Source organism: Janthinobacterium sp. GW821-FHT03A03, from assembly GCF_059421435.1.
The window spans coordinates 39,078-64,979 of sequence record NZ_JBWKUZ010000011.1 but is presented as its reverse complement, the minus strand read 5'-3'; the positions used below and the strand labels follow the sequence as shown (position 1 = coordinate 64,979).

At 65.8% G+C, this 25,902-nt stretch carries 18 protein-coding genes and 1 riboswitch; of the genes, 12 read left to right on the top strand and 6 right to left on the bottom strand.

Features of this window, described 5'->3' with window-relative positions; translation table 11 throughout:
* Window positions 1-118: 118 nt before the first annotated feature.
* From AC07VI_RS19335 to AC07VI_RS19320, 4 genes are all read right to left on the bottom strand, one after another.
* Entirely contained in the window at window positions 119-2,737 is a 2,619-nt protein-coding gene (locus AC07VI_RS19335) for a S53 family peptidase (RefSeq protein ID WP_099420096.1), read from the bottom strand.
* A gap of 80 nt (window positions 2,738-2,817) precedes the next feature.
* Window positions 2,818-2,904: riboswitch (cyclic di-GMP riboswitch) on the bottom strand.
* A 281-nt stretch (window positions 2,905-3,185) separates the two neighbouring features.
* On the bottom strand, window positions 3,186-3,593 hold the full coding sequence (gene fos, locus AC07VI_RS19330; protein ID WP_086148044.1) for a fosfomycin resistance glutathione transferase: 408 nt from the start codon (window positions 3,591-3,593) through the stop codon (window positions 3,186-3,188).
* 232 nt (window positions 3,594-3,825) lie between these two features.
* Window positions 3,826-5,526, bottom strand: coding sequence for a single-stranded-DNA-specific exonuclease RecJ (gene recJ / locus AC07VI_RS19325; RefSeq protein WP_492994638.1), 1,701 nt, complete (start codon window positions 5,524-5,526; stop codon window positions 3,826-3,828).
* Window positions 5,523-6,632, bottom strand: coding sequence for a hypothetical protein (locus AC07VI_RS19320; protein ID WP_492994636.1), 1,110 nt, complete (start codon window positions 6,630-6,632; stop codon window positions 5,523-5,525). Before AC07VI_RS19320 ends, recJ begins: the two co-directional genes overlap by 4 nt.
* 367 nt (window positions 6,633-6,999) lie before the next feature.
* Between AC07VI_RS19320 and AC07VI_RS19315 the strand changes: the two genes are divergently transcribed.
* From AC07VI_RS19315 to AC07VI_RS19265, 11 genes are all read left to right on the top strand, one after another.
* Entirely contained in the window at window positions 7,000-10,509 is a 3,510-nt protein-coding gene (locus tag AC07VI_RS19315) for an SdrD B-like domain-containing protein (protein WP_492994634.1), read from the top strand.
* A gap of 116 nt (window positions 10,510-10,625) precedes the next feature.
* Entirely contained in the window at window positions 10,626-11,297 is a 672-nt protein-coding gene (locus tag AC07VI_RS19310; protein WP_492994632.1) for a thioester domain-containing protein, read from the top strand.
* A gap of 96 nt (window positions 11,298-11,393) precedes the next feature.
* Window positions 11,394-13,562: a type I secretion system permease/ATPase gene (locus AC07VI_RS19305; RefSeq protein ID WP_492994630.1), complete on the top strand. Its 2,169-nt coding sequence runs from the start codon at window positions 11,394-11,396 to the stop codon at window positions 13,560-13,562.
* On the top strand, window positions 13,559-14,872 hold the full coding sequence (locus AC07VI_RS19300) for an HlyD family type I secretion periplasmic adaptor subunit (protein WP_492994628.1): 1,314 nt from the start codon (window positions 13,559-13,561) through the stop codon (window positions 14,870-14,872). The genes AC07VI_RS19305 and AC07VI_RS19300 overlap by 4 nt, the downstream gene beginning before the upstream one ends.
* Complete coding sequence (locus AC07VI_RS19295) at window positions 14,872-16,164, top strand: TolC family protein (protein WP_492994626.1); 1,293 nt, start codon at window positions 14,872-14,874, stop codon at window positions 16,162-16,164. The genes AC07VI_RS19300 and AC07VI_RS19295 overlap by 1 nt, the downstream gene beginning before the upstream one ends.
* Window positions 16,165-16,258: 94 nt before the next feature.
* Window positions 16,259-17,536 (top strand): lipoprotein-releasing ABC transporter permease subunit, encoded by a 1,278-nt coding sequence (locus AC07VI_RS19290; protein ID WP_099375628.1) that lies wholly within the window; start codon window positions 16,259-16,261, stop codon window positions 17,534-17,536.
* A 32-nt stretch (window positions 17,537-17,568) separates the two neighbouring features.
* A complete protein-coding gene (locus tag AC07VI_RS19285) occupies window positions 17,569-18,834 on the top strand; it encodes a lipoprotein-releasing ABC transporter permease subunit (protein WP_086148180.1) in 1,266 nt (421 codons plus the stop codon).
* A 16-nt stretch (window positions 18,835-18,850) separates the two neighbouring features.
* Entirely contained in the window at window positions 18,851-19,576 is a 726-nt protein-coding gene (lolD, locus tag AC07VI_RS19280) for a lipoprotein-releasing ABC transporter ATP-binding protein LolD (RefSeq protein WP_086148183.1), read from the top strand.
* A gap of 11 nt (window positions 19,577-19,587) precedes the next feature.
* Window positions 19,588-20,388 (top strand): TatD family hydrolase, encoded by an 801-nt coding sequence (locus tag AC07VI_RS19275; protein WP_099375627.1) that lies wholly within the window; start codon window positions 19,588-19,590, stop codon window positions 20,386-20,388.
* Window positions 20,389-20,392: 4 nt separating this feature from the next.
* Window positions 20,393-21,634 (top strand): PQQ-dependent sugar dehydrogenase, encoded by a 1,242-nt coding sequence (locus tag AC07VI_RS19270; protein ID WP_099375626.1) that lies wholly within the window; start codon window positions 20,393-20,395, stop codon window positions 21,632-21,634.
* A 160-nt stretch (window positions 21,635-21,794) separates the two neighbouring features.
* Entirely contained in the window at window positions 21,795-22,268 is a 474-nt protein-coding gene (locus tag AC07VI_RS19265; RefSeq protein ID WP_157792267.1) for a T6SS effector amidase Tae4 family protein, read from the top strand.
* 3 nt (window positions 22,269-22,271) lie between these two features.
* On the opposite strand, the gene AC07VI_RS19260 is transcribed toward AC07VI_RS19265, so the two are convergent.
* A complete protein-coding gene (locus AC07VI_RS19260; RefSeq protein ID WP_086148176.1) occupies window positions 22,272-24,257 on the bottom strand; it encodes a helicase-related protein in 1,986 nt (661 codons plus the stop codon).
* A gap of 926 nt (window positions 24,258-25,183) precedes the next feature.
* On the opposite strand from AC07VI_RS19260, the gene AC07VI_RS19255 reads away from it, so the two are divergent.
* The gene (locus AC07VI_RS19255) at window positions 25,184-25,366 is read left to right on the top strand and encodes a hypothetical protein (protein WP_139842643.1); all 183 of its coding nucleotides are present in this window, start codon (window positions 25,184-25,186) and stop codon (window positions 25,364-25,366) included.
* Window positions 25,367-25,448: 82 nt separating this feature from the next.
* Here AC07VI_RS19255 and AC07VI_RS19250 read toward each other — a convergent pair whose 3' ends face one another.
* Complete coding sequence (locus tag AC07VI_RS19250; protein WP_086148175.1) at window positions 25,449-25,634, bottom strand: hypothetical protein; 186 nt, start codon at window positions 25,632-25,634, stop codon at window positions 25,449-25,451.
* Between the last annotated feature and the right edge of the window lie 268 nt (window positions 25,635-25,902).

Sequence of the window (25,902 nt, the reverse complement as noted above, 5' to 3'; positions counted from 1 at the left end):
CTCTGTTTATGGATTATTTATACTCCTTTTCTGGACTCGTTGCAAGTTCCGCGCGCATGAAAAACGGGGCGCGGCAGGACGTGTGTCCCGCTGCGCCCCGTTGGCGGGCCGCGCTGGCTTATCTTGCCGTGACGGTGACCGGCACGGTCAGCTGCGCCGTCAAGCCGTTATTGTCCAGCGCCACCACCTTCAGCGCGTAGCTGCCGGTCACCGGCTGCGGCCAGTAGGCCGTGATGGTCAGGCCGCTCATGGAAAACTGCATGCCCAGCGGCGCGCCGTCGATCGAGATCCGCAGCGAGGTCGCACCTGGCGCCGTCAGCACGATGCTGCCGCTCATGGCCTTGCCGGCCACGCCCGTCATGGCGGCGGCGCTGATCGTGGGGCCGGCGGCGGCGATTTTCACCGTGGCCACGGCCTGGCCCGTCAAGCCCGTTTTCGTATCCTTGGCGATGACGGTCACGTTGTAGCTGCCCAGCACGGGATTGGCCCAGCTGACGACGCCGGCGGCGCTGATGGCCATGCCGGACGGCGCGCCCGCCAGGCTGTACGTGACGGGGTTGGGCGCCACCACCGTGGCGGCGAACGACAGGGCCACGCCGGGCTTGCCGCTGACGCTGGCGACGGTGACCACGGGCGGCAGCGGGGCGGCGATGGCAACCGTATAGACGCCCTTGCCGCTCAGGCCAGTCTTGCTGTCCGTGGCCGTCACGGTGACGGCATAGGTGCCGGCCACGGGGGCGGCCCAGCTCACGAGGCCGGCGCTGCTGATGGCCATGCCGGCCGGCGCGCCGCCCAGCGCGTAGCTGACGGGATTGGCGGCCGTGACGCTGACATTGAACGCCAGCGCCGTGCCGACCTTGCCCGTGATGGCGCCGGCGGCGACGACGGGCGGCGCGACGGGCGCGACGGTGATGGTGTACACGCCCTGGCCGGTCAGGCCAGTGACGCTATCCTTGGCCACCATGGTCACGGCATACGTGCCGGCAATGGGGGCGGCCCAGCTGACCACGCCCGTGGCGGCGATGCTCATGCCGGCCGGTGCGCCCAGCATGGTGTAGCTGAGCGGATTGGAAGCGGTGGCCGAGACGGTGAACGACAGCGGCTTGCCGGCCGCGCCACTGATGCCGGCCGGCGCCACCACGGGGGCGGCGGGGGCGATCTGCGTGCCAGACAGGCTGGACAGCAGGCTTTTCACGTTCGGCGTGCCCAGGCCGCCCAGCGGGTCATAGCCGACCCTGGCCGTGCACACGCTGCAGGTGCCGTTGCTGCCCCGCGTGATGTCGGCAAAGCTGCTGGCAAAAGTGCCGGGCACGGTGGCGATCTGGCCGTACAGCATGCTGTGCGGCAAGCCGAGCGCCGTCTTCGCCTGCAGCGCGCGGCTGGCGTTGGCGATGGCGATCAGGCCGGCCCACTGGGGCGTGGACAGGCTGGTGCCGCCGATGCTGAGCCAGCTGGCGGTGCTGCTGCCGGGTGTCATCACGGCCGTGTACTGGCCCGTGGCGGGGTCGGCATTGAAGGCCACGTCGGCCACGTTGCGCCGCAGCAGATTGGTCAGGCCCGGCACGCTGGCCGTCTGGTAGCTGGGCAGGGCCGTATAGGCGCTGATGCCGCCGCCCGTGCCGGACCAAGCCGCTTCGCTGCGCACGCCGCTGCCGCTGTAGCTGAGCGTGGTGCCGCCCACGGCCAGCACGTTGGGCGACACGGAGGGCCAGGACACGCCGCTGCCGGAGTCGCCCGTGGCGGCCAGGTAGCTCATGTTCTTGCCCGTGAAGGCGCTGTCGACGGAGGCCGTCCAACTGCCTTCGGCGGCACCAAAGCTCATCGAGACGATGCCCGGACCCATCAGGTTGGCCAGGCGCACGGCACCCAGCAGGCTGTTGATGGAGGCGTCGGGCGCCTCGATCAGCACGATGCGCGCCAGCGGCGCCGTGGCATGCGCCCATTGCACGTCGAGGGCGATTTCCATGGCCCAGCCCGAGTTATAGGCGGGCGCGGTGGCCGTCATGGTGCTCGATGGCGTGTTGTAGACAACGGAAAACTCGCAGCCGCTGGCCGGGGCGGGCGGCAGGGGCAGGGTGGCGTTCGTGGCGATGGCCTTGGTGGTGCAGCCTGGCAAGCCGAATTTCTGGTTGAAGATGGCCAGTTCGGCCGCCGCGTTCGGGTTGTGCATGGCGTCGACGATGTAGATCGTCTGCCCCGCGCCCAGCTGGGCCGCCTGGGCCGGCGTCAGCGCCGTGCCTGCCGCCGGCAGGGCCGGCAAGTCGTAGGCGGCGCGGATTTGCGCTGGCGAGTAGGTGGCCACGACGCTGCTGCCGGCCATCGGCGCGACGGTGTCCGCCGCGCCGCCGCTGAGCAGCGGCGCGATGTCCAGCGCCGCCTGCTGCGCGGCGACGATTCTTTGCGCCGTCAGGCGCCGCGTGGTCATTTCCGTCATGGCGCCGGGCACATGCTGCAAATGCGGGCGCCAGTGGGCCGAGCCGCTGCTGTTGGCGCTGTCGCGCCCGTCAGGCGTGTCGAGCAGGGCCGGCGCCGCGTGGAACATCGGTTGCGCCACCAGCGCGCCCACCGAGGCGGGAACGGCGGGCACCTCGACCTGGAACTGGGTTGCCGCCGTGGCCAACAGGGCGGGCGGCTGGGCTGTCTCCTGGCCGGGGCCGCAGGCGCTGAGCGCGGCGATCAGGCCGGCGCCCAGCAGCAGGCGGCGGGGCGCCGGGTGTATGGATAAGGGCTTCTTCATGGCGAGACTCTCCGGGTTGGGCGAGGGCCACATCTCGACAATGCCGCAGGGCGGAACCGCGCTGGCGGCTGCTCACTGGCATTGGCAACCCCGCTGCCGTGGCGCTTGCGCGCGGTAGGCCGGTGGCTTTGCGTCCCCGTCTTTCGACGGGTTTGCCCTCAGAATTGAATACCGTAGCGGCCAAGTAAAAGTTGCCCGCTACAAAATCAATTCTAGCGAATACGCCAATTCATGTGTTAACTATTTTCAATTAATATTTGCATTTGTACATGAATCTGTTGCATATTTTCCCATTGTTGGGGCAATCTTGTCAGCTTGATTTGACCTTGAAAGCAAGATTGTCTGCGCCATACCGTTGCATAACGACGTTTTTACCCGGGAACGGTGACTGATTTCTCTCTGCGTTTAATGAGGATGCTAAATATACTGAATTTATCAATTCATTGCATCATTCTTCGAACACCATGCCCTGATACGGCGCCGCGCGGCAGGTCGCCAGCCGCTGCGCCAGGCTGCCCGCATGGGCTTCCAGCTGGTGGCCGTCCGGGTCGAGAAAATACACGGAATCGCCGGCGCTGCGATTCTGCTGCCATTCCGTCACGCCGGCGGCGCGCAGGCGGGCGGCAAGGGCGGGGAAGTCTTGCTGCGAGATGGAAAGCGCATAGTGCGTGTAGCCGCCCGCGCTTATCGCCGCGCCCGCATCAAGCGACAGGCACAGCCACAAATCCCCGGCCGACAGGTAGGCGCCCCCGTCCCAGCGCGCATGCAGGCGCAGGCCCAGCAGGTCGCGGTAAAAGGCGATGCCGCGCGCCAGGTCGCGCACGGACAGGGTGAGGTGGTTCAGGCCGGTCAACATGGTGCTGGATAACTTTCAGGTGGGGGGGGGCTGTGTCCGCCATTGCCATGATTTGATATGACTTTGGTCCACAGAAGTTTGAGATACAGCAACAAGGTCATAAAGCTCACGGCACTTGACCAAACCGTAGCGAGCGGCAGTGATTTGCGGCCGAGAAGCGCAACCGTACTTTCAGTACGGTGAGCATCGCCGGCCGCAAAGCGCGACGCGCAGTAGGTTTGGGCAGGTGCCATCAGACAGGCTCGGCGTGCTCCACCATGAGCTGCACCTTGGTCGTGCCATTGTATTCATTCGCATCGAGCCGGAAGGCGACCCTTGTGCGCTCGCCCAGGGCGTCCGTGTGGCCGAACCAGATGGCGTCGAAGCGCACGCCATTCTTTTCCAGCAACAGTTTCAAATGGCGCTCTTTTAATATGCGCTGGCTGACGACGCGGAATTCGTCGCAGAAGACGGGCGGGGCGAAGCCCTGGCCCCACACTTGCCCATCCATCAGCTCGATGAAGGCCGTCGTGTAATACGCGTCTTCCAGCGGGCCGTCCGTTTCCACCACCCGTTCCAGCTGCTGGGCGCTGAGCCAGGCCTGGCCCACGGCTTCGAAGGCCTGGGAAAACGCGTCGAAGGCGTCGGCGCGGATGGTCAGGCCCGCCGCCATGGCGTGGCCGCCGAACTTGTCGATCAGGCTCGGCGCCCGTTTCGACACGAGGTCGAGCGCGTCGCGCAGGTGAAAACCGGGAATCGAGCGGCCGGAACCCTTGATCCAGCCGTCGGCGCCCGGTGCGAAGGTAATCGTCGGGCGATAAAACTTTTCCTTCAGGCGCGAAGCGACGATGCCGATCACGCCCTGGTGCCACGATGCATCGAACACGCTGATGGTGCTGCTGTTGGCCGGTTCGAAATCGTCGAGGTGCAGCAGGGCCGTATCCTGCATTTCCGCCTCGATTTCGCGGCGCTTCAGGTTGATGTCGTTCAATTGCTGAGCCAGCGCCCAGGCGCGGCCTTCGTCGTCCGTGATCAGGCATTCGATGCCCAGCGACATGTCCTGCAGGCGGCCGGCCGCATTCAGGCGCGGCCCCAGGGCAAAGCCCAGGTCGAACGGCGTGGCGCTGCGCGCTTCGCGGCCCGCCACGCGGAACAGGGCGGCCACGCCCGCGTGCATATTGCCCTTGCGCATGCGTTTGAGGCCTTGGGCGACGAGGATGCGGTTGTTCGTATCGAGGCGCACCACGTCGGCCACCGTGCCCAGCGCCACCAGGTCGAGCAGGTTGTCGAGCTTGGGTTGCGTTTGCGCATCGAACACGCCGCGGCGGCGCAGCTCGGCACGCAGGGCCAGCAAGACGTAGAACACGACGCCCACGCCCGCCAGGTGCTTGCTGGGGAAACCGCAGGCGGGCTGGTTCGGGTTGACGATGACGGCCGCGTCGGGCAGCGTGTCGGCCGGCAAATGGTGGTCGGTGACGACGACCTGAATGCCGCGCCGGTTCGCCTCGGCCACGCCGTCGATGCTGGCGATGCCGTTGTCGACGGTAATGATGATGTCGGGCGACTTTTCGCGCGCCGTCAATTCGACGATTTCCGGCGTCAGGCCGTAGCCGTACTCAAAGCGGTTGGGCACGATGAAATCGACGTCGGCGCCCATGGCGCGCAAGCCGCGCATGGCCACGGCGCAGGCGGTGGCGCCGTCGCAATCGTAGTCGGCCACGATGACCATGCGTTTCTTGGCGGCAATGGCATTGGCCAGGAAAACGCCGGCCGCGTCGATGTGCAGCAGGCCGGACGGCGGTATCAAGTCCTTCGCCTCAATCGACAGTTCTTTCGCGTCGGACAGGCCGCGCGAAGCGTACAGGCGGGCCAGCACGGGGTGAATGCCGCCCTGGCGCAGCATTTCGGATTCGCGGTAAGGGCAGGGACGGGTGGCGATGCGGGTACGGGTCATGATGCTTTCAACTTGTTCAGGGTCATCGCGCGCCAGAATTTGCGCTGCGCATGCTTGCTGGTGGTGACGTCGAGCCAGGCGTCGCGGTGACTGAGCACCAGGCGCAACTGGCCCAGGCGGCCATCCTTGAGGGCCGCCTGCAGGGGCGCGAACCAGTCTGTTTCCAGCGCTTGCAACTGCTGCAGCCACATGCCCCATTCCTGGGCCTGCGCCGCTTCGATCAGGCTGCCCGGCACGACGATGGCGTCGGCTTGGTCCTCCAGCACACTGCTTGGACTGGCATCGCGCCGCGCCGGTTCCGCCAGCGCGGCCAGCCAGCCCGGTGCGTCTGCCGTATGCAGGCGGGCGGCGCAGGCGGGGTGCTGCGCCGTGGCCAGGCTGGCGCCCCAGAGCCAGAAGGCATTGATGGCTTTCAAGCCCCGTTCTTCGCGCGCCGCATTGACGGGGTGTTCGTGCCACAGCATCTGCACTTCATTTTGCAGGCGGCGCGCGGCGCGCGCGTGCCCGCCTTCCGGCATCCACACGGACAGGTCCTGCGTGGTGGCGGCGTCCGGCGTGGCGCACTGCAAGTCGGACCAGCCATCGGCGCGCATGAACCAGGTGCCCGCGTCGCCATACGCGAGCGGCTGGCCGATCTCGTCGAAATACGGGGCCGCAATGTCGAACAGGGCGCGGCTTTCCGCTTCGCTCAGCTTGAGCTGGCGCAATTCTTCCAGGCTGATATGGCTGCGGGCGATGGCCAGGTGGGCCGGATGCAGCAGGAAGTAGCGTGCGCCCGGTTCCGGCACGAGGCCGTAGCCGCGCATGGCCTGGGCGGCAAAGGCCGCCTGCGCCGCCGCGCCGTTGGGCGCGGGCGACAGACCCAAGGCGTGCGCCAGCCACGCTTCGTGCGGCAGCAGGCGGTTGGTGTTGTCAAAAGTTTCTAAATTGTAAGTGGAGGTGCGCGACAGCAGCGCCGCCAGCGCGGGCGCCTGCAAGACCTTGAGCAGGTCGGCAGCCAGTTCGGCGTTGGGCAAGGCGAAGGGCAGGACGAGGGTAAGTTGATTCATCCCGAGATTGTAGGCGATAGCGGCGGCGCGCGAGAAGGGTACGGGCGTTTTCGCCATGATCGCCACCACAGATTGCTCAGGGCAAGGCAGCCGCTTTGCATGGCAAAAGTATCAAGAAAGCATTTTAATTATTTAAATTTTATCTTTGTCGTCGGAAAGTGATTCTCTTTTGAAAAGATAGTGGATATAATTGCGCTAACTAAAATATCAGAAAGACAATCACCCCCTGCTGCGTGGTTGCGTCGTCTGGCTCCTGTGTCCCTCGAAATTGTATACAAGATCTGCCGGCTTCATTTTTTAACAAGTCTCTTCTTGGAAGCCTACCTATGTATACATTCGCCGCTTTGCGCGGCCAGGCTGATCGCGCCCTGGCCCCCCGTATTTCCGCTCCTGCCGCCGCCGTGGCCTGCCGTCAGGAGGCCGCATGACTACCTACAATCTGTCGACCACGGTCCATGTCTGCGAAGACACCAGCAAGAATTTCGATATCCGCGACCTGCTGATCCAGGCCGGCTACTCGGTGCAGGGCGAACTGAACATCAAGAATTTCACCGTGCTCTTGCCCGATGATACGGAGTCCACCGTCAATACGCCGCTGTTCGGCATGCTCGATACGGACACCGTGTACGTGCGCCCCGGCGACTGGGCCGCCAACTACAACGGCAGCTTCTCGACCATCCAGGTGACGATCGACAAGGGCAATGGCGATATCGTCCAGCTGAGCCTGCAAGTCATCATCGACCCCGTCAATGACGCGCCCGACGCGGCCGACAAGACGTTCACATTGCTCAACGGCAATAGCGTGGTGCTGAGCGAAGGCGATTTCGGCTTCCACGACGACGTCGAGCACGACGGCTTCAAGTCCATCGTCATCACCAATACCACCACGGCGGGCCAGGTCTTGCTCAACGGCGTGGCCGTGGCGGTCGGCACGGAAATCTCCATCGACGACATCCGCGCGGGCCACCTGGTCTTCGTGCCCAGCCAGACGGTGGCCGGCGACTTCGACCTCGGCTTCAAGGTGCGCGATGACGGCGGCACGGCCGGCTGCAATGCGCAAGACCTGAGCCTGGCGCCCCATTACCTGACCTTCAAGGTGCCGATGGCCCACCTGGGCGACTTCGTCTGGGAAGACAGGAATGCCAACGGCGTGCAGGACACGGGCGAGGCGGGCATCGCCAACGTGGTGGTGCAATTGAAGGATACGGCCGGCAATGTGCTCGCCTCGACCACGACGGACGCCAGCGGCGGCTACCATTTCGACGTCAACCCGGGCACGTATTCCGTCACCGTGGTGGCGCCCGCCGGCTATGTGCCGACGGCAGCGAACCAGGGCGGCGACGCGGACAAGGACAGCAATATCGATGCGGCCGGCAAGATGGCGCCCGTGACCCTGGCGCCGGGCGAAACCAACCTGAGCCTGGACGCGGGCCTGTACCGCACGGCCGAGCTGGGCGACCGGGTCTGGTTCGATACCAACAGGAATGGCGTGCAGGATGCGGGCGAAGCGGGTGTTGCTGGCGTGAAAGTAACTTTGCTCGATGCGTCGGGCAACGCCGTCGGCAGCCCTTTGGTGACGGATGCGAACGGCAATTACCTGTTCACGAATTTGATACCGGGCGCCTACAGCGTGCAGTTCGATAAGACCACCTTGCCAGCCGGCTACACCTTTACGGGCCAGGACCAGGGCGGCGACGAGCAGCGCGACTCGGACGCGCATGCCGACGGCAGGACGGCGCAAGTGCTGCTGGCCTCGGGCGACAGCAACCACAGCGTGGATGCGGGCATCGTGGCCTTGCCGGCCACCCTGGGCGACCGCGTCTGGCATGACAGCAACGCCAACGGCGTGCAGGATGCGGGCGAGTCCGGCATAGGCGGCGTCACCGTGCAGCTGAAAAACGCGGCCGGCAGCGTGATCGGCTCGACCGTCACGGATGCCAGCGGCTATTACAACTTCAGCGTCGATGCGGGCACGTATTCGATCGCCGTCGTCGCGCCGGCCGGTTATTTGACCACCGTCAAGGATGCGGGCGGCAACGATGCGCTCGACAGCGACATCAATACGCTGGGCAACAGCGGCCAGGTGACGGTCGCGGCCGGCCAGGACTACAAGGACCTCGATGCCGGCCTGTACACGACGGCCTCCATCGGCGACCGCGTGTGGTTCGATGCGAACGGCAACGGCACGCAGGATGCGGGCGAGGCGGGCGCGGGCGGCGTGAAAGTCAACCTGTACAACGCGCAAGGCGCCGTCGTGGCCAGCGCCACCACGGATGCGAACGGCAATTATCTGTTCAGTAACTTGGTCCCCGGCAACTATTATCTGGGCTTCGTGCCGCCGGCCGGCTACGGCTTCACCAAGGCCGATATCGGCGGTTACGCCACCGATTCGGACGTCAATCCGGCCACCGGCTTCACCACCGCGTGGGCCACCTTGAAGTCGGGCGATGTGCAGCTGGACTGGGATGCGGGCCTGGTGAAACTCAATACAGCCTCCATCGGCGACCGCGTGTGGGAAGACAGCAACTACAACGGCGTGCAGGATGCGGGCGAACTGGGCGTGGCGGGCGTGAAAGTCAACCTGCTCAACGCCAGCAACGTGGTCATCGCCACGACGACGACGAATGCCAGCGGCAATTACCTGTTCAGCGAACTGGCGGCCGGCGGCTACAAGGTCGAAGTCATCCGTCCATCAGGCTTTTATTACACCAAGGCCAACCTGGGCAGCGATACGGCCGATTCCGACGTCGATGTCAGCACCGGGCGCTCGTCCCTGATCAACCTGGCCGCCGGCCAGAACGACATGAGCTGGGATGCGGGCATCTACCGCAAGGCCAGCCTGGGCGACAAGGTCTGGCGCGACGCCGACCATGACGGCGTGCAGGACTACAACGAGGCGGGCATCGCCAACATCAAGGTGCAGCTGTACTCGGGCAGCGGCGTGCTGCTGGCCACCACCTACACGAATGCCAACGGTAATTATTTGTTCAGCAACCTCGATCCGGGCAGCTATTCCCTGAAATTCGACAAGTCGGGCGTGTATCACGCGGGCTATGCCATGGATACGTGGCGCTGGGGCGCGAAGAACGTGGGCACGAACGACAATATCGATTCGGACGTCAACAGCAATGGCACGACGGCCAATGTGGTCTACACGGACATATTGAAACTGGCGTCCGGCCAGAACGACATGAGCTGGGATGCGGCCATCACGCCCATCGTCATCGACCTCAACGGTGACGGCGTGCACACGATCGCCCGCGCCGACTTCCACGGCAGCTTCGACCTGCTGGGCACGGGCAGCGCCATCCAGACGGGCTGGGTCTCGGCGCATGACGGCTTGCTGGCCATCGACAGCAATGGAAATGGCAAGATAGACAATATCTCGGAACTGTTCGGCGGCAATGAGAAGGGCACGGGCTTCGCCAAGCTGTCCAGCTATGACTCGAACCACGACGGCGTGGTCGATGCGCGCGACGACAAGTTTGCCGAACTGCGCATCTGGCGCGACGCCAACAGCAACGGCGTCACCGACGACGGCGAGCTGATGTCGCTGCACGACGCCGGCGTGGCCAGCCTGGCCGTGGCCTACACGGAACTGCCTTTCCTCGACGCCAACAGCAATCTGCACCTGGAGCGCAGCAGCGCCACCCTGGCCGACGGCAAGACGGTCGACATGACGGACGTGTATTTCAATGTCGACGCCAAGGATGCGGCCGCCGCCGGCGTGCATCTGCCCAGCATGGCCGACCTGCTGCGCGACGACAGCACGCTCGACGTGGTGCTGGGCCAGGATGGCACGGTGAGCACCGTCGCCGCCGCGCCGGCCGCCGCTGCCCCCGCCGCGGAAGTCCAGGCCCAGTGCGACATGGCCGACCTCCTGCGCCGCGCCATGGCCCACGCAACGGCTCAGCCCCAGGAAATGGCTGCCTGATGTCCCTTGCCGGGCCATGAGCCTGCCCGGCAATGCCGCACCGGCGCGCCCGTCACGGGGCGCCGGCGTTTTTCCACGCTTGTTCCACACTTGATAATAGAAATAGGGAAACCACCATGAAACAATCCATGCATCTGTTCGTCCGCGGCGCCATCGCCGCAGCCGCCTTCGCCCTGGCCAGCGGCGGCGCCCTGGCGGCGTCCAACCTGCAAGTCGTCGATTCGCACAGCGTCAGCCTGTTTACGGCTGCCGGCGGCGCTTTCGGCCCGGGCAGCGCCATCTCGCCGACCTTGTGGGAGGTCAAGTACGACAGCAATACCTTCCTGGCGTTTTGCCTCGATCCCCATGTCGCGCTGAGCAACACGTCGAACAGCTACAGCAGCGGCGCTTTCGCCGCCAGCGATGCCGTCAAGCGCCTGTACGAGGGCTACTACGCCTCGTCCGTCGCGACCGTGTCGACCAGCGCCAACAGCGCCGCCGCCTTCCAGCTGGCCCTGTGGGAATTGAATAACGACAACACGAACTTGCTGACGGGCGACCTGCGCTTCAAAAACCTGAGCAATGCCGTCGTCAGCCAGGCCAACACCATGCTGGGCGTGGCCACGGGCAATGGCGTCATCCAGAACCTGTACAACTACACGAGCTTGACAAGCGTCAACCCGGCTTCGCAAACCCTGCTGGCCGTGTCGCCGGTGCCGGAAGCGCAGACCTGGGCCATGCTGGTCGCGGGCCTGGGCTTGCTGGGCTTCATGGCGCGCCGCCGCAAGGGCGCTTCCGCGCTGACTTAATTATTACTCATTAATCAGCGCTCATCGCGCAAGCGATAGCGTTCCCGCTGCGGCGCGCCCGACCGGCGCGCCGCAGTGTTTTATTGTGAATCCATCATGACCCCACCCCTTGACACCTCCACCGCTTCCGCCGGCATGTCCAGCGATGCCATCGCCGAGGCCATCGTCTTCCTCGCGCGCTTTTTCGGCGTGACCGTGCAGGCCGAGCGCCTGCGCGCGAGCGTGGCGGCCCAGGCCGGCACGGCCGCCGCCGACTTCCTCGCGCAGGCGCTGGCGCAAGCCAGCCTGGCCGGCACCGCGTTGCCGGTAGATAAGCCACGCCGCCCCACGGAAATGCCGGCCTTGCTGCTCAACGGGGAAGGGCAGGCGCTGGCGGTGCTGACCATTGCCGATGGTAAATATGAATGCCATGTGCCCGGCATCGAAGGCAGTGCCTGGTTTGACGCCGCCGCGCTGGCGCGGGAAGTGCCCGATGGACGCTGGGTGGCCGTGCGGCCCGTGATGTTCTTCGACCAGCGCAGCTTGCTCTACAGTATGCCGGCGGCGGGCCGCTGGTTCTGGGATGTTTTCAACCGCAACCGCTGGATCTTCCGCTGGGCCTTGCTGGGCACCCTGGTGCTCAACATCATCGGCGCGCTGGTGCCGTTCTATGCGATGGCCGTATATGACCGCGTGATTCCGAACAATGCCACGTCCAGCCTGTGGGTGCTGACGATCGCCGTGGTGGCGCTGACGGGCTTCGAGCTGGCCATGCGCCTGCTGCGCGGCGAACTGGTGGAAACGGCGTCGCGCCGCATGGACGTGGCGCTGTCGTCGGACATCTTCGCCCAGTGCCTGCGCCTGCGCGCGGCCAGCCGGCCCGCCTCGGGGGGGACTTTGGCCAATACCGTGCGCGATTTCGAATCCGTGCGCGAATTCTTCGCCTCCACGACCCTGACGACCCTGGGCGACCTGCCCTTTTTGCTGCTGTTCCTGCTGGTGATCGCCCTGGTCGGCGGCTGGCTCGTGCTCGTGCCCCTGGCAGTCATCCCCATCCTGCTGCTCGTCGCCTTCGCCTCGCGCGCGGCCCTGGCGCGCCACGTGGCCGCCTCGATGCAGGAAAGCGCGCAGCGCACGGCGCACCTGTTTGAAACCATGAATGGCCTCGACACCATCAAGGCGCTGGGCGCCGAAGCGTGGAGCCGGCGCAAATGGGAAAGCCTGACGGTGGCCATCGCCGCCAACAGCGTCGAGACGCGCGAAATCGTCAGCCGGGTCAACTACATCAACACGGCCGTGCTGGCCCTGTCCGGCGTGGCCGTGGTGGCCACGGGCGCCTTGCTGATGGGCGAACACCTGCTGACCCTGGGCCAGATCATCGCCGTGAGCATGCTGACGGGCCGCGCCCTGGCGCCCGTGAGCCAGATCGCGGGCCTGATCATGCGCTGGGAGCAGACCAAGCTGTCGTATCACGCGCTCAACAAGATCATGGAAGCGCCGACCGATGACGACGCGGCCAGCCTGCAGGCGCCGCCCCTGTCCGGGCACATCGAATTTCGCGACGTGGGTTTTGCCTACCCGAATTCGCCGCCGCTGCTCGATAAGCTCAACCTGCACATCCGCCCCGGCGAGCGGGTCGGCGTGATCGGCAAGCTCGGTTCCGGCAAGAGCACCTTGCTGCGATTGCTGCTGAACCAGTACGGCCCGCAGAGCGGCAGCGTGCTGTTCGACGACCTGGCCAGCACCCAGCTGGACCCCCTGAGCCTGCGCCGCCAGATCGGCTACGTGCCGCAGGACGTGACCCTGTTCCACGGCACGCTGCGCGAAAACATCGAACTGGGACGCAGCCAGCCCGACGACGCCAGCCTGCTCGACGCCATCCGCCTGGCCTGCCTCGACGACATCATCACCCAGCTGCCCAACGGCGTGGCGACGGAAGTGGGTGAGCGGGGCGAGCGCCTGTCGGGCGGCCAGCGGCAGGCCGTGGCCATGGCCCGCGCCTTGCTGGCAAGACCGCCGATGCTGCTGCTCGATGAGCCGAGCAGCATGTTCGACCCGGCCACCGAGCAGCGGCTGATCGGCCGCCTGCGTACCTTAAAAGAGACGACCATCGTGCTCGTGACGCACCGCACGGCCATGCTGGCGCTGGTGGACCGCCTGATCGTCTTCGACAAGGGGCGCATCGTGGCCGACGGCCCGCGCGACGACGTCATGCGCGCATTGAACAGCCAGGCGGCCAGGCCTGCCGCGGCCACTGCCGCCGTGGCACAGGGAGCCACAGCATGAGCGCCGCGAATGCCCGCCCGCTGCCGGCGGCCCACCCGGACCCGGAACGCGAACCGCGGACCATCGTCATGCGCATGCTGGCCCTGGTCGCCGTATTGCTGGTGCTGGCGCTGGCCTGGGCCGCATTCGCCCGGCTCGACGTGTCCGTGAACGGCCGCGGCGCCATCACGCCGCCATCGCACCTGCAGGAAGTGCAAAGCCTGGAAGGGGGCATCGTGCGTGAAATGCTGGTGAAACCGGGCCAGCGCGTGCGCCGCGGCGACTTGCTGCTGCGCCTGGATACGGCCCAGTACGAGGCCAACCTGGGCGCCAGCGTGCAAAACCGCCTGGCCGCGCTGGCGGGCAGGGCGCGCCTCGATGCGCTGCTGTCCGGCGGCATGCCCCAGTTTGCGCCGGAATGGCAGAAAGAGGCGCCCGAGCTGATCGCCAAGGAAACGCAGCTGTGGCGCGATGGCCAGCGCGAATTCGCGTCGGCCACGGCTGCCGCGCGCGAAGGCGTGACGCGCCGCCGCGGCGAGCTGGCCGAGGCGCACAGCCGCATCGCCCAGCTGGACGCGGGCTTGAGAATCGCCCTGGAAAGCCTGTCCATCGAGGAGCGCCTGTTCAAGGAGGGCGCCGGTTCGCGCGGCGACTACCTGAATGCGCAGCAGCGCGTGCAGCAGCAGCGCACGGAGCTCGACAGCCTGCGCGCCTCCATGCCGCGCCTGACGGCCACCCTGGCCGAGGCGCAGGCGCAGGCGGGCGAAGTGGAAGCGCGCATGCGCGGCCAGTGGGGCGCGCAGCGCAGCGAGTATGAAACCAAGGCCGGCGCCCTGGCCAGCACCGTGAAAGGCCAGCAGGACCAGGTGAACCGGCGCGACGTGACGGCGCCCGTCGACGGCGTCGTCAACCGCGTGCTGGTGGCCACCGTCGGCGGCGTGGCGCAGCCGGGTAAACCTATCCTGGAAATCGTGCCGGCCGACTCGGAAATGCTGATCTCCGTGCGCGTCAAGCCGTCGGACATCGGTTTCATCCATGTGGGGCAGAGCGCGTCGGCGAACGTGCTGGCGTACGACGCCACCACCTATGGCCGCATGCAGGCGCAGGTGGTGCGCGTGGGGGCGGACGCGATTCCCGACGAGCGCAACGAACCGTATTTCGAGGTGCAGCTGAGCACCGACCGCCGCCAGCTGACGGCGCACGGCAAGGTGCTGCCGGTGACGCCAGGCATGCCGGTCGACGTGGGCATCCTGACGGGGCGCCGCTCGGTGCTGCAATATGTCTTCAAGCCCGTGCTGCGCGGCTTGCAGTCTTCCCTGCAGGAGCGGTGATGCGTGCCTTCCTGATCTTTATCATGCTGGCGTGCGCCGGCATGGCGGCGCAGGCGCAGATTCCCGGCACGCTATCCGTCCAGTCCGCGCGCGGCTTGCCCGCCTTGCTGGCGCGCGCCGTGCCGCGCGATCCGCAGGTGATTGCGGCGCAGGCGGCGCTGGCCGCCACCGAGGCGCGCTACAGGCAGGCCCGTTCGCGCCTGTTGCCGACCGCGGCGCTGCAGGCGACGCGGGGGCGCAGCACCGACCTCGATGGCACCGTGGAGGTCGAGCGCCGCACGCACCAGGTGGAAGCGAGCGTGCGCTGGAACGTGTACAACGGCGGCGCCGACCGCGCCGAACTCGATGCGGCCGAGCGCGACACGGCGGGCGCCGCCTTCGACGCGGAGCGGGCGCGCGCGGAAAGCGCGGAAAAGCTGGCCGAAGCGTATTTCAACATGCAGCGCCTGGAACGCAGCCTGCAGCAGTCGCAGGAACGCCTGCGCGACGTGACGCAGCTGGTGCGGCAGGTGACGCGCCAGGCGGAACTGGGCAAAGCGTCGGAAGTGGACCGTGAACTGGCGCAAAGTTCGCAGCTGGACGCGGAACTGGTGCACGACGGCCTGCTGACGGACCAGCAGGCGGCGCGCATCAAGCTCGAGGCGCTGGCCTTCGAACCGGTGGCGCAGTTTGCCGATTTCGCCTTCGCGCCGCTGCCGGCGCAGGCGCTGGAGAATGCCGACACGCAGCAGGCGCAGTTGCGCGCCGCGCGCGAGCGGGCGGCCGCGGCGCGGCTGCGCGTGCGCGGCGTGGCGGCCACCCTGGCGCCAAAAGTGGACCTGAACGTCAGCCATCTGCTCAATAACAAGACCACGCCGCCGCCGTCGACCATCCAGCAGCGGGGCTGGTCTGTGGGCGTGAGCTGGGAAATCCCGCTCGGCGGCGGCAGCCTGGCGCAGCGCGACGAGAGCGTCAGCCGCGCCCAGGCGGCCGAGGCGGACGTGGCGCGCGCCGAGCAGGGCACGCGCGCCGACCTGGCCAGCATGCTGCCGCGCATCGCCAATGCGCAGCGCACCCTGGCCCTGCTCGACGAGCAGGAAAGGAAGATGGCCTTCGTCGTGCGCGGCGGGACCATCCAGTACGAGGCGGGCCGGCGCAACCTGCAGCAGGTCATCCAGACGCGCGACAGCTACTTCACGATACAGCAGCGGCGCATCGACCAGCTGCATCGCCTGACCCTGGCGCAGATGCGGCAATATGCGCTGGCGGGGCAGCTGTTGCGCGCTTTCGGCCTGGCGCAGGAGGCAAAATAGGGCGGCGGTGCGCTGTTTCACGCAGAGTTGATGCATGAAATGCCCATTATGTGGCACACTGCGCGCTCGCATATCATCGTTGTCGCGGGAGCGCATGAGCATCATCAAACAATTTCCCTTTGAGTGGCAGGTCGGCGTGCGCTATACGCGCGCCGGGAAACGCAGTGGCCGCAACAGCTTCATTTCCTTCATTTCCCTCATTTCCGTGGCCGGCATCGGCCTGGGCGTGGCCGCCCTGATCGTCGTCCTCTCCGTCATGAACGGCTTCCAGAAGGAGGTCACCGACCGTTTGATGTCGGTGCTGGCCCACGTCGAGGTGTTCGACACCAGCGGCTCCATGCCGAACTGGCAGGCGCAGGAGCGCGCCGCCTACGCCAATCCGCAAGTGAAAGCCGTGTCGCCCTTCGTGGAAACCCAGGGCATGCTGCTCAATGACGAAACCATGCGTCCGTCCGTCGTGCGCGGCGTGCTGCCGCAGCAGGAAGCGACCGTCTCCAGCGTGGCCGCCCAGATGAAACAGGGCAGTTTCAAGGATCTCACGCCAGGCTCGTACAACATCGTGCTGGGCATCGATCTGGCCAGGGCGCTTGGCGTGCAGGTGGGGCAGAACGTCACCCTGATGCTCGAGCGCGAGCCAAGGGCGGGCGATCCGGCCAACGGCATCGTCATGCCGCGCATGCGCGCGCTCAAGGTATCGGGCATCTTTGAGGCAGGTCATAACGAACTTGACGCCAGCCTGGCCTTCGTCAACATGCAGGACGCGCAGCAGCTGCTGCAGCTTGACGGCCCGTCCGGCCTGCGTCTGCGCCTGCATGACATGAACCAGGCGCCGCAGGTGGCGCGCGAACTGAAGGCCTCGATGCCGGGCCAGCTGTGGATGCGCGACTGGTCGCGCGCCAGCGCCAGCTGGTATGCGCTGGTGCAAAGCCAGAAGAACATGATGTTCATCATCCTCAGCATGATCATCGCCGTGGCCGCGTTCAACCTCGTCTCGACCTTGGTCATGTCGGTGACCGACAAGCAGGCCGACATCGCCATTTTGCGCACCCTGGGCGCCTCGCCGTTCTCCATCATGAAGATATTCATGATCCAGGGCGCGCTGGTGGGCTTGCTGGGGAGTGCCCTGGGCGTGATCGGCGGCGTCGTGCTGGCGCTGAACGTGGGCGTCATCGTGCCCTTCATCGAAGGCATCTTCGGCCTGCACTTCATTTCCAAGGAAATCTACCAGATCAGCGCCGTTCCGTCGGACGTGCATTGGCTCGACGTGGCGCAGATCGGCCTGATCGCCTTTGGCCTGGCGCTGGTGGCCACCATCTACCCGAGCTGGCGCGCCGCCAGAGTCAAGCCGGCCGAGGCGCTGCGCTACGAATAACACATCAAGAAACGATAAAGACCGCCTGAATAATGAGTATTTTCAAGAATTTGCCCTTCGAATGGCTGGTCGGCCTGCGTTACACGCGGGCCGGCAAGCGCAGTGGCCGCAACAGTTTTATCTCCTTCATCTCGCTCATTTCCATGGCCGGCATCGGCCTGGGCGTGGCGGCGCTGATCGTCGTGCTGTCCGTGATGAACGGCTTCCAGAAGGAAGTGACGGACCGCATGCTGTCCGTGCTGGCCCACGTGGAAGTGTTCGACAACAGCGGCAGCATGCCCGACTGGCGCGCGGAGGCGGCGCAAGCCTTCAAGAATCCGGCCGTGAAGGGCGCCGCGCCGTTTGTGGAAACGCAGGGCATGCTGCTGCGCGACGACGCGCTGCGCCCGGCCATCGTGCGCGGCGTGCTGCCCGAGGAGGAGCCGAACGTGTCCGACGTGGCCGGCCAGACGCGCATGGGCAGCTTCAAGGCCCTGCAGCCGGGCACCTTCAATATCGTGCTGGGCATCGAGCTGGCGCGCGCCTTGCGCGTCAACCTCGGCGAAAAAGTCACGCTGATGCTGGCCCAGGGCCAGGTCACGCCGGCCGGCGTGCTGCCGCGCATGCGCAGCTTCACCGTCAGCGGCATCTTCCAGGCGGGCCACAATGAATTCGACGCCGGCCTGGCCTTCATCAATATCGAAGACGGCCAGCGCCTGCTGCGCCTCGATGGCCCGTCCGGCCTGCGTTTGCGCCTGGCCGACATGAACCAGGCGCCGCAAGTGGCGGCGGAACTGAAGAAAACCATGCCGGGCGACCTGTGGCTGCGCGACTGGTCCAAGCTGAACGCCAACTGGTTCGCCGCCGTGCAGACGGAAAAACGCATGATGTTCATCATCCTGACTCTGATCATCGCCGTGGCGGCCTTCAACCTCGTGTCGACGCTGGTGATGACGGTGACGGACAAGCAGGCCGATATCGCGATTTTGCGCACCCTGGGCGCCTCGCCCCGTTCCATCATGAAGATCTTCATGATCCAGGGCGCGCTGGTGGGCATCCTGGGCACGATCCTGGGCGTGGGCGGCGGCGTGCTGGTGGCCATGAACATCGACGTCATCGTGCCCTTCATCGAGCACCTGCTGGGCGTGCAGTTCCTCTCCAAGGACATTTACTTCATCAGCACCGTGCCGTCCGACCTGCGCTGGCCCGACGTCGCGAAGATCGGCGTGCTGGCCGTGATTCTCGCCTTCTTGGCGACCCTGTACCCAAGCTGGTGGGCCGCCCGCGTCAAACCTGCGGAAGCCCTGCGCTATGAATAAACCACTGACTATGACCATGACCGATCTGAACAAACCTGCCGCCAACGGCGCTGCCGCCGATTCCGCCGTCCTTAGCTGCCGTGGCCTGGGCAAGACTTTCACGCAGGGCAGCTACAAGGTGCAGGTGCTGGCCGGCATCGATATCGACGTGCACCGCGGCGAGCGCGTCGCCATCGTCGGCGCCTCCGGCTCCGGCAAATCGACCCTGCTGCACCTGCTGGGCGGCCTCGATACGCCCACCAGCGGCAAGGTGACCCTGCTGGGCAAGGATTTCGCCACCCTCAGCGAAAAGGCGCGCGGCGACTTGCGCAACGCCTCGCTGGGCTTCGTCTACCAGTTCCACCACCTGCTGCCCGAGTTTTCCGCGCTCGACAACGTCGCCATGCCTTTGATGATACGGCGCATGAAGCGCGCGCCCGCCACCGAGCTGGCGCAGCAGATCCTCGCGCGCGTGAACCTGGCCAAGCGCGTCACGCACACGCCGGGCGAATTGTCGGGCGGCGAGCGCCAGCGCGTGGCCCTGGCCCGCGCCCTCGTCACGCAGCCGGCCTGCGTGCTGGCCGATGAACCGACGGGCAACCTCGATCACGCCACGGCTGAACAGATTTTCGACCTGATGCTGGAACTGTCGCGCACCCTGGGCACGGCCTTCGTCATTGTCACGCACGATATCGAGCTGGCCAGGCGCTGCGACCGCGTGCTGCGCCTGACGGACGAAGGGCTGCAGCCGTACCAATACTAGGGGGACTAGCCATGCCGTGGATCGACACGCACTGCCACCTCGACGCGCACGAATTCGGCAGCGAATCGCCGCAGGTGGCGGCGCGCGCGCAGCAGCAGGGCGTGGGCATGATTGTCGTTCCCGCCGTCGAACGGGCCAATTTCAGCATCGTGCGCGATCTGGCGGCAACGGCGCCCAACGTCTGCTATGCGCTCGGTATACACCCGATCTACGTGCCGCAGGCCACGGAAGATGATTTGCTCGCCCTGCGCGAGGCCGTGGCGCAGGCCATGCATGACCCGAATTTTGTGGCCATCGGCGAGATCGGCCTCGATTTCTTCCTTCCCATGCTGTGCGAACCGGCCATGCGCGCCAGGCAGGAGCATTTTTTGCGCGAGCAGCTGAAAATCGCCCGCGACTTCGACCTGCCCGTGCTGGCCCACGTGCGCCGCTCGCAGGACATCGTCCTCAAGCACGCGCGCCAGATCCGCCCGAACGGCGGCATCGCGCACGCGTTCAACGGCAGCTTCCAGCAGGCGCAAGGCTATCTCGACCTCGGTTTCAAGCTCGGTTTCGGCGGCGCCATGACCTTTACGCGCGCGCTGCAGATACGCCGCCTGGCCGCGGAATTGCCCCTGGACGCCATCGTGCTGGAGACGGACGCGCCCGACATTTCCCCTGCCTGGATACACCCTGGCCGCAACAGCCCTGAAGAATTGCCGCGCATCGGCGCCGTGCTGGCCGAACTGCGCGGCCTTGATATTGCGCAAGTGGCGGCTGCCACCAGTGCCAACGCGCGCGCCGTGATGCCCCGATTACCCTTGATGGAATGAGACCATGAACAAGAAAATGCTTGCGGGCGCCCTGGCAGCCTGCCTGGCCAGCGCCGCCACTCCCATCCTGGCGGCCGTCAATGCCCAGTGCGACGGCATGCCGCGCCTCGACGTCACCACGCCGGCCGGCTTTTGCGTGGCCGTGCTGGCCGACGGCCTGAAGTTCCCCCGCGGCGTGCTGCCGCTGACGAATGGCGACATTCTCGTCACGGACATGGCGGGATGGACGCCGAAGCAGGGCAAATTGTGGCTGCTGCAGCGCAAGGCGGCCGGCGCCGGCTACGAGCGCAAGCTGTTGCTCGACAAGCTCGATCGCCCGAACGGCATCGTGCAGGGGCCGGACGGCATGGTCTACGTGGGCGAGGTGGGACGCATCTTCCGCTTCGACCTGCGCGATCCGGGCCGCGCCACCACCGACATCATCGGCGGCACGGCGAAGACGCCGCGCCTGCCGGGACTGGGCTTGCACCTGCTGACGAACATGCGCTTCAGTCCCAAGGGCGACCTGTATGTGAACGTGGGCTCGAGCACCGACCATTGCGAGAACGATGGCAAGGCGCCGGACCCGGCCAAGGCCTGTCCTTCGGCGGAAGGTCCGGAAGCGCTGGGCGCCATCCGCGAATACAAGATGGCCTGGCCGGCAGGCACGGTGACGAGCTGGCGCACGCACGCGCGCGGCTTGCGCAATTCGATGGCGCTGGCCTTCCATCCGGCCACGGGCGAGTTGTGGCAGGCGGAAAATGCGCGCGACGCCATCCAGGCGGCCATGCCGCAGCTGAAAAGCGACGAGAACCTGCCGCATGAAGAACTGAACCTGATCAAGGCCGACCGGCACTATGGCTGGCCGTACTGCTACGACGACAATGTCGCCAGTCCCGAATATCCGAAGACGGCTTGCGACGCTCAATATGCGGCGCCGCAGCGGCTGCTGCCCGGCCACGCCGCGCCGCTGGGCATGACGTTTTACACGGCCAGCCGCTTCCCGGAGCCGTACAGGAACAGCCTGATCATCGGCTACCACGGCTACCGCAGCAACGGCCACCGCCTGGTGGCCCTGCTGCCCGACAAGGCCGGCGCGCCGCTGGGCAAGTCCGTCGAGTTGATCGGCAACTGGGAGCGCAAGGGCAAGCAGGGCAGGGGCGCGCCCGTCGACGTGAAGCAGGGCCAGGACGGCGATATCTACATGGCCGATGACCATAATGGCCTGGTGCTCAAGCTGCATTATGCGGCGCCGGGCAAGCCGTAACGGGCGCTGATCCGGCGTCATGGTTGGCATTACGGGGGGCGTCGGCCTGCGGCCTTTGGCCTAAGCCGACCTACGCTTGACCTCGCTCAGTGCGGGGCCGCCGCATCGTCCTACAATCGGCCTGATGCTCCCTGGCGACCAGGAGCAACGGGAGGCTGCCATGAAACCTGCATTCATCACGCTGCGCGAGCATTACCCGAGCGTGGCCGCCGTCGACCAGGCGGCCCTGTTCGGCGAAATCGGCTGGGACGATTTGATCGGCAAGGACAGCTTTGCCAATACCTGCGCCATCCGCGTCAGCCTGGCCCTGATCAAGGCGGGCATCCGGCTGCAAGGGCGCATGGCGATTCGCAGGGGGCCGTTCAAGGGTGCGCTGATCGAACCGGGACAGGCCAGGCTGGCGCACATGCTGGCCAGTCCGTCGATGTTCGGCGCGCCCGAAAAATTCGCTCGCGACGCGGCCAACGCCGGCATCGGCCAGCGCCAGGGCGTCGTCGCCTTCTTCCGCATTCCCGGCTACCTGGGCGGCGCGGGCGGGCATATCGACATCCTGCTGCCGTCCATCGGCGTGAAGGTGTGCGGCACCGAATGCTACTGGGATTGCGGCGAGGTCTGGTTCTGGCCAGTCAGTTGACGCCTATTTGAATTTCTTCGACCGTCCGCGCGAGGCCGCGTTGTGCGCGCGCAGAATGGCATCGACCCGTTCCGAGGCGTCGCGCGACAGGTTCTGCGCCACGGCGATATCGGGGAAGAATTCGGGCAGGCGGTAGCTGAGCCAGGCATACGCGGAATAGTAGCGGCAGGTGTCTTCGACCTGCTGCAGATTCTGCGTGCCGCCGCCATACGCGTGCTGGCGCAGGGTGGAGGTCTTTCCCTGCGACAGATTCTTCGCCCAGTGCTCCCACGCCGTCTGCAGGGACGGCACCTTGCTCGAGATCGGCACCAGCGACAAGGTAAATTTGTCGGCCACGGACAGGGGCAGGGTGTCGAGCCAGACGGCGCGCTCCTTCTGGTCTTCCGTGATGCGCGGGAAGAAGAAGCCGTCCGGCACGTCGATATTGTGGATGAAGCGGCGCAGCAGTTTAGAAAGCGACAGCTCGCCCGTCACCGACGAAATGCGGTGCAGGTGTTCGAGCGAGGGCGCCACGGCGAAGCCGCTGGTATTGAGCGGGTGCAGCTTTTCCTTGAGCAGGGCGCGCATGACTTCATGCGTCTCGTTGTCGTAGCCGGCCACCAGGCCTTCCTCGTGCACGCCGTAGCGGCCCGCGCGCCCGGCGATCTGGCGCGCCAGCGCGGCCGAAATCTCTTCCTCTTCGCGGCCGTTGTACTTGACACAGGTAGTCATGACGATGCGCGCGATCGGCATGTTCAGGCCCATCGCCAGGGCGTCCGTGCCGACGACGATATCGGCCGTGCCGTCGCGGAAGCGCTGCGCCTGCGCGCGCCGCACTTCGGGCGACAGGTTGCCGTAGACGGTGGCCACGGACAATCCCGTTTCCGTGATCATGTCGCGCCACATCAGCACTTCGCGGCGCGAAAAGGCGATGACGGCGTCGCCGCGGCGCAGGTTGCGCACCTTGCGCACGGCCGTCGGCTCCATCGACAGGGGCGCCATGCGTTTCAGGACGTGCACTTCCAGCGGGCAGTCCAGGCGCTCGGCCAGCGCCTCGATGGCGCGCCGCGCTTCCGGCGCCCCCACCAGGTACACGGTGTGGGCGGGCGCGCCGCAGACGGCCGCCGTCCACGCGGCGCCCCGGTCCGGGTCTGCCAGCATCTGGATTTCATCGATGACGGCCACTTCGACGACGGTTTTCGTGTCCAGCATTTCCACCGTGCTGGCCACGTGCGTGGCGCCGTCGACGACCCTGCGCTCCTCGCCCGTGACAAGGCTCACGGCCAGCGGCTTGCCGTGCGGCGCGGCTTCCTGCAGGCGTTCGTAGTTTTCCAGGGCCAGCAGGCGCAAGGGCGCCAGGTAGATGCCGCTTTTCGCCTTGACCAGCGCTTCCATGGCGCGGTGCGTCTTGCCGGAGTTCGTGGGCCCCAGCAGGGCGATGAAGCGGCGCGGCAGGCGGCGCGCCATCTCGAACGAGGCCGGATACTCGGCCAGGTTGATGCTCTGGCGCGTGCGCGCCGCGTGCTGCTCTTCCTGCTGGCGCTCGATGGCGTGATGGAAGCGCTGGCGGATGCGGTCGAACACCATGCCGGCCGGCTCCGACGTCTGCATGTCGGCCAGCGTGTGCAGGAAGACCATCGGGTCCGTGTCGACGTCTTCGCTCAGGCCGGCGATATCGGCGACGAAGTCCATCACGTGCTGGCGCAGCTCCGCGAAGACGGCCGCACTGGCCCGCTCGCGCACCAGGGCCAGCTTGGTCTCGCGGTCCATCTTGCGCCACTTGGCCGGCCGCGCCAGCACGCCCTGTGCGGGCACCAGCGCATACGGCACCACCAGATGGCCCGCCTTGACCGCGCCGGAAAAGCGCACGAAGACGCGGCCTTCCATCTTGACCAGGCGGACATGCTCGGCCAGCTCCCCCAGTTCCGCGACCAGGGTGGCGTCGTTATTGTCTTCGGTGCTGTCGCTAAGGTCGGTGGAAGTGTCGGGAGGAAGTGCGGAGGAAGTCATGTCGTGCCTGGGTGTGGAAATAAGCGAGGCCGATTATACCGTGCGCCGTGCAAGGATTTTTCCCCGGAGCATGGTGCGGCTGTTGCTGGAGCGCTGATCTGTAAAACGATGATTCCCCGGGCCGGACCAGCAACTGGCTGGCATTGACAGCGGCGCTTGCGCCGTGCGGCGCATCAAGCTGCCTGAACGCGAAATGGGAAACCGATATCGGGCAGTTTTGCGTTTATCGTTTTTTGCCTGCTGTGTTTCTATCCAGCTGGGAAGCTTGTGAATGTATTTTTATTAAGTCTGTTTTATCTGTTTAATTTAACCGTGAAATTTTAATGGTCGTGATGCTGGCAATAACAAAGAGTAAGTTTCTATTTATTCCATGGCGATGATATTTGCATGGTGTGCGGATTGTTTTCCCAGGTGCAAAGTTGGACTGGCTCTCGTGCGCACGTCTAACCAGGAGTGCCACTGCTGCACTGCAATGGAGCCCACCGCTGCCAGCCTGGCTGACAGCCAATTCATGCACTGTTGATTTGAAATTGAGCAAAGCGGCATGGCTGGCGTATGGCGCCCGTGCTTTTCATTGCGGGAGGAATTATCCGATGGCGCGACATGAATTGAATTGCCTTGACAATAAATAATGATGAGCTGATCATGGCTTCAGATTTCGCGAAAAGATGCTGGCGTGTCTTTAAAGGTCCGGAATTGACGGTGACGTGCGGCGTTATTCTGGCTATCGGCTGGAGCACACCGCGTTTATATGAACGGCTTTGATTTGAAGGCGCTCCGGGATGCGCCGGCAGCCGCAGGATTTTCCATTTCGCGCTGACGCACCGCCAGCTCGCGATGCCACCCGACATACCTGTGTATGTGGCCCTGCGTCAGAGGATGGCGCGCGCAGGGATTCATCAGCCGTCCGATTTTGGGAGACCTCCATGAATAAAAAACTCGCTGCATTTCTTTTTGCGTCAGGCCTCGGCCTGGCGGTGACTGCGACGCCCGCCTTTGCCAGCTGTTATAGCGCCTGCGCTGCCGAATGGCGGGCTTGCATCGCTGGCGGTACCGCTCAAGCAGAGTGCAACGCCGAGCGGTCCGCATGCCAGCAATCCTGCAATTGACGGTAGCAATACTGCGCGCCGCGGCAGCCACTATCGTAGCCTGTTGCCGCTGACGCCAGCAGGCCATGGCGCCGATGGCAGTTCAGGCCGCATGCGCATGCACGGCGCCTAGCCCCCAGCCGGTGGCGATCAATCCGTCACCGGCTTGCAGCGGCGCTCCGGTCTCCATGAACGGGCCGCGCCGCCTGGCGTCATCGTCCAGGCGGTCGATATCGCAGGTGTCCGCCAGGGCGCTCCACGGTTCGGCAAGCGTGGGCGTCCATGGCACGTCGATATCGTCAAATTTCGCTTCTACGAAACGGCTATCGAGTCATTCCCTTCAGCCGGCTTCCGACCCCGTGCCAAACGCGGCGCTCGTACGCCAAGCTGGCGCGATGAAAGTCCTGCAAATAGCTTTCTGCCGCTGTCAGTGGGGCCATGCGAGGCCCGCCAAGTCGTGGCGCCCTGGCGCCGGATGGCGTGCTTGAGCGTTCTTGTCCACGCCACCCTTGCGCCAGATCAGAGGGCAAGGAGCGGAAAGCGATCACAGTAGCCGA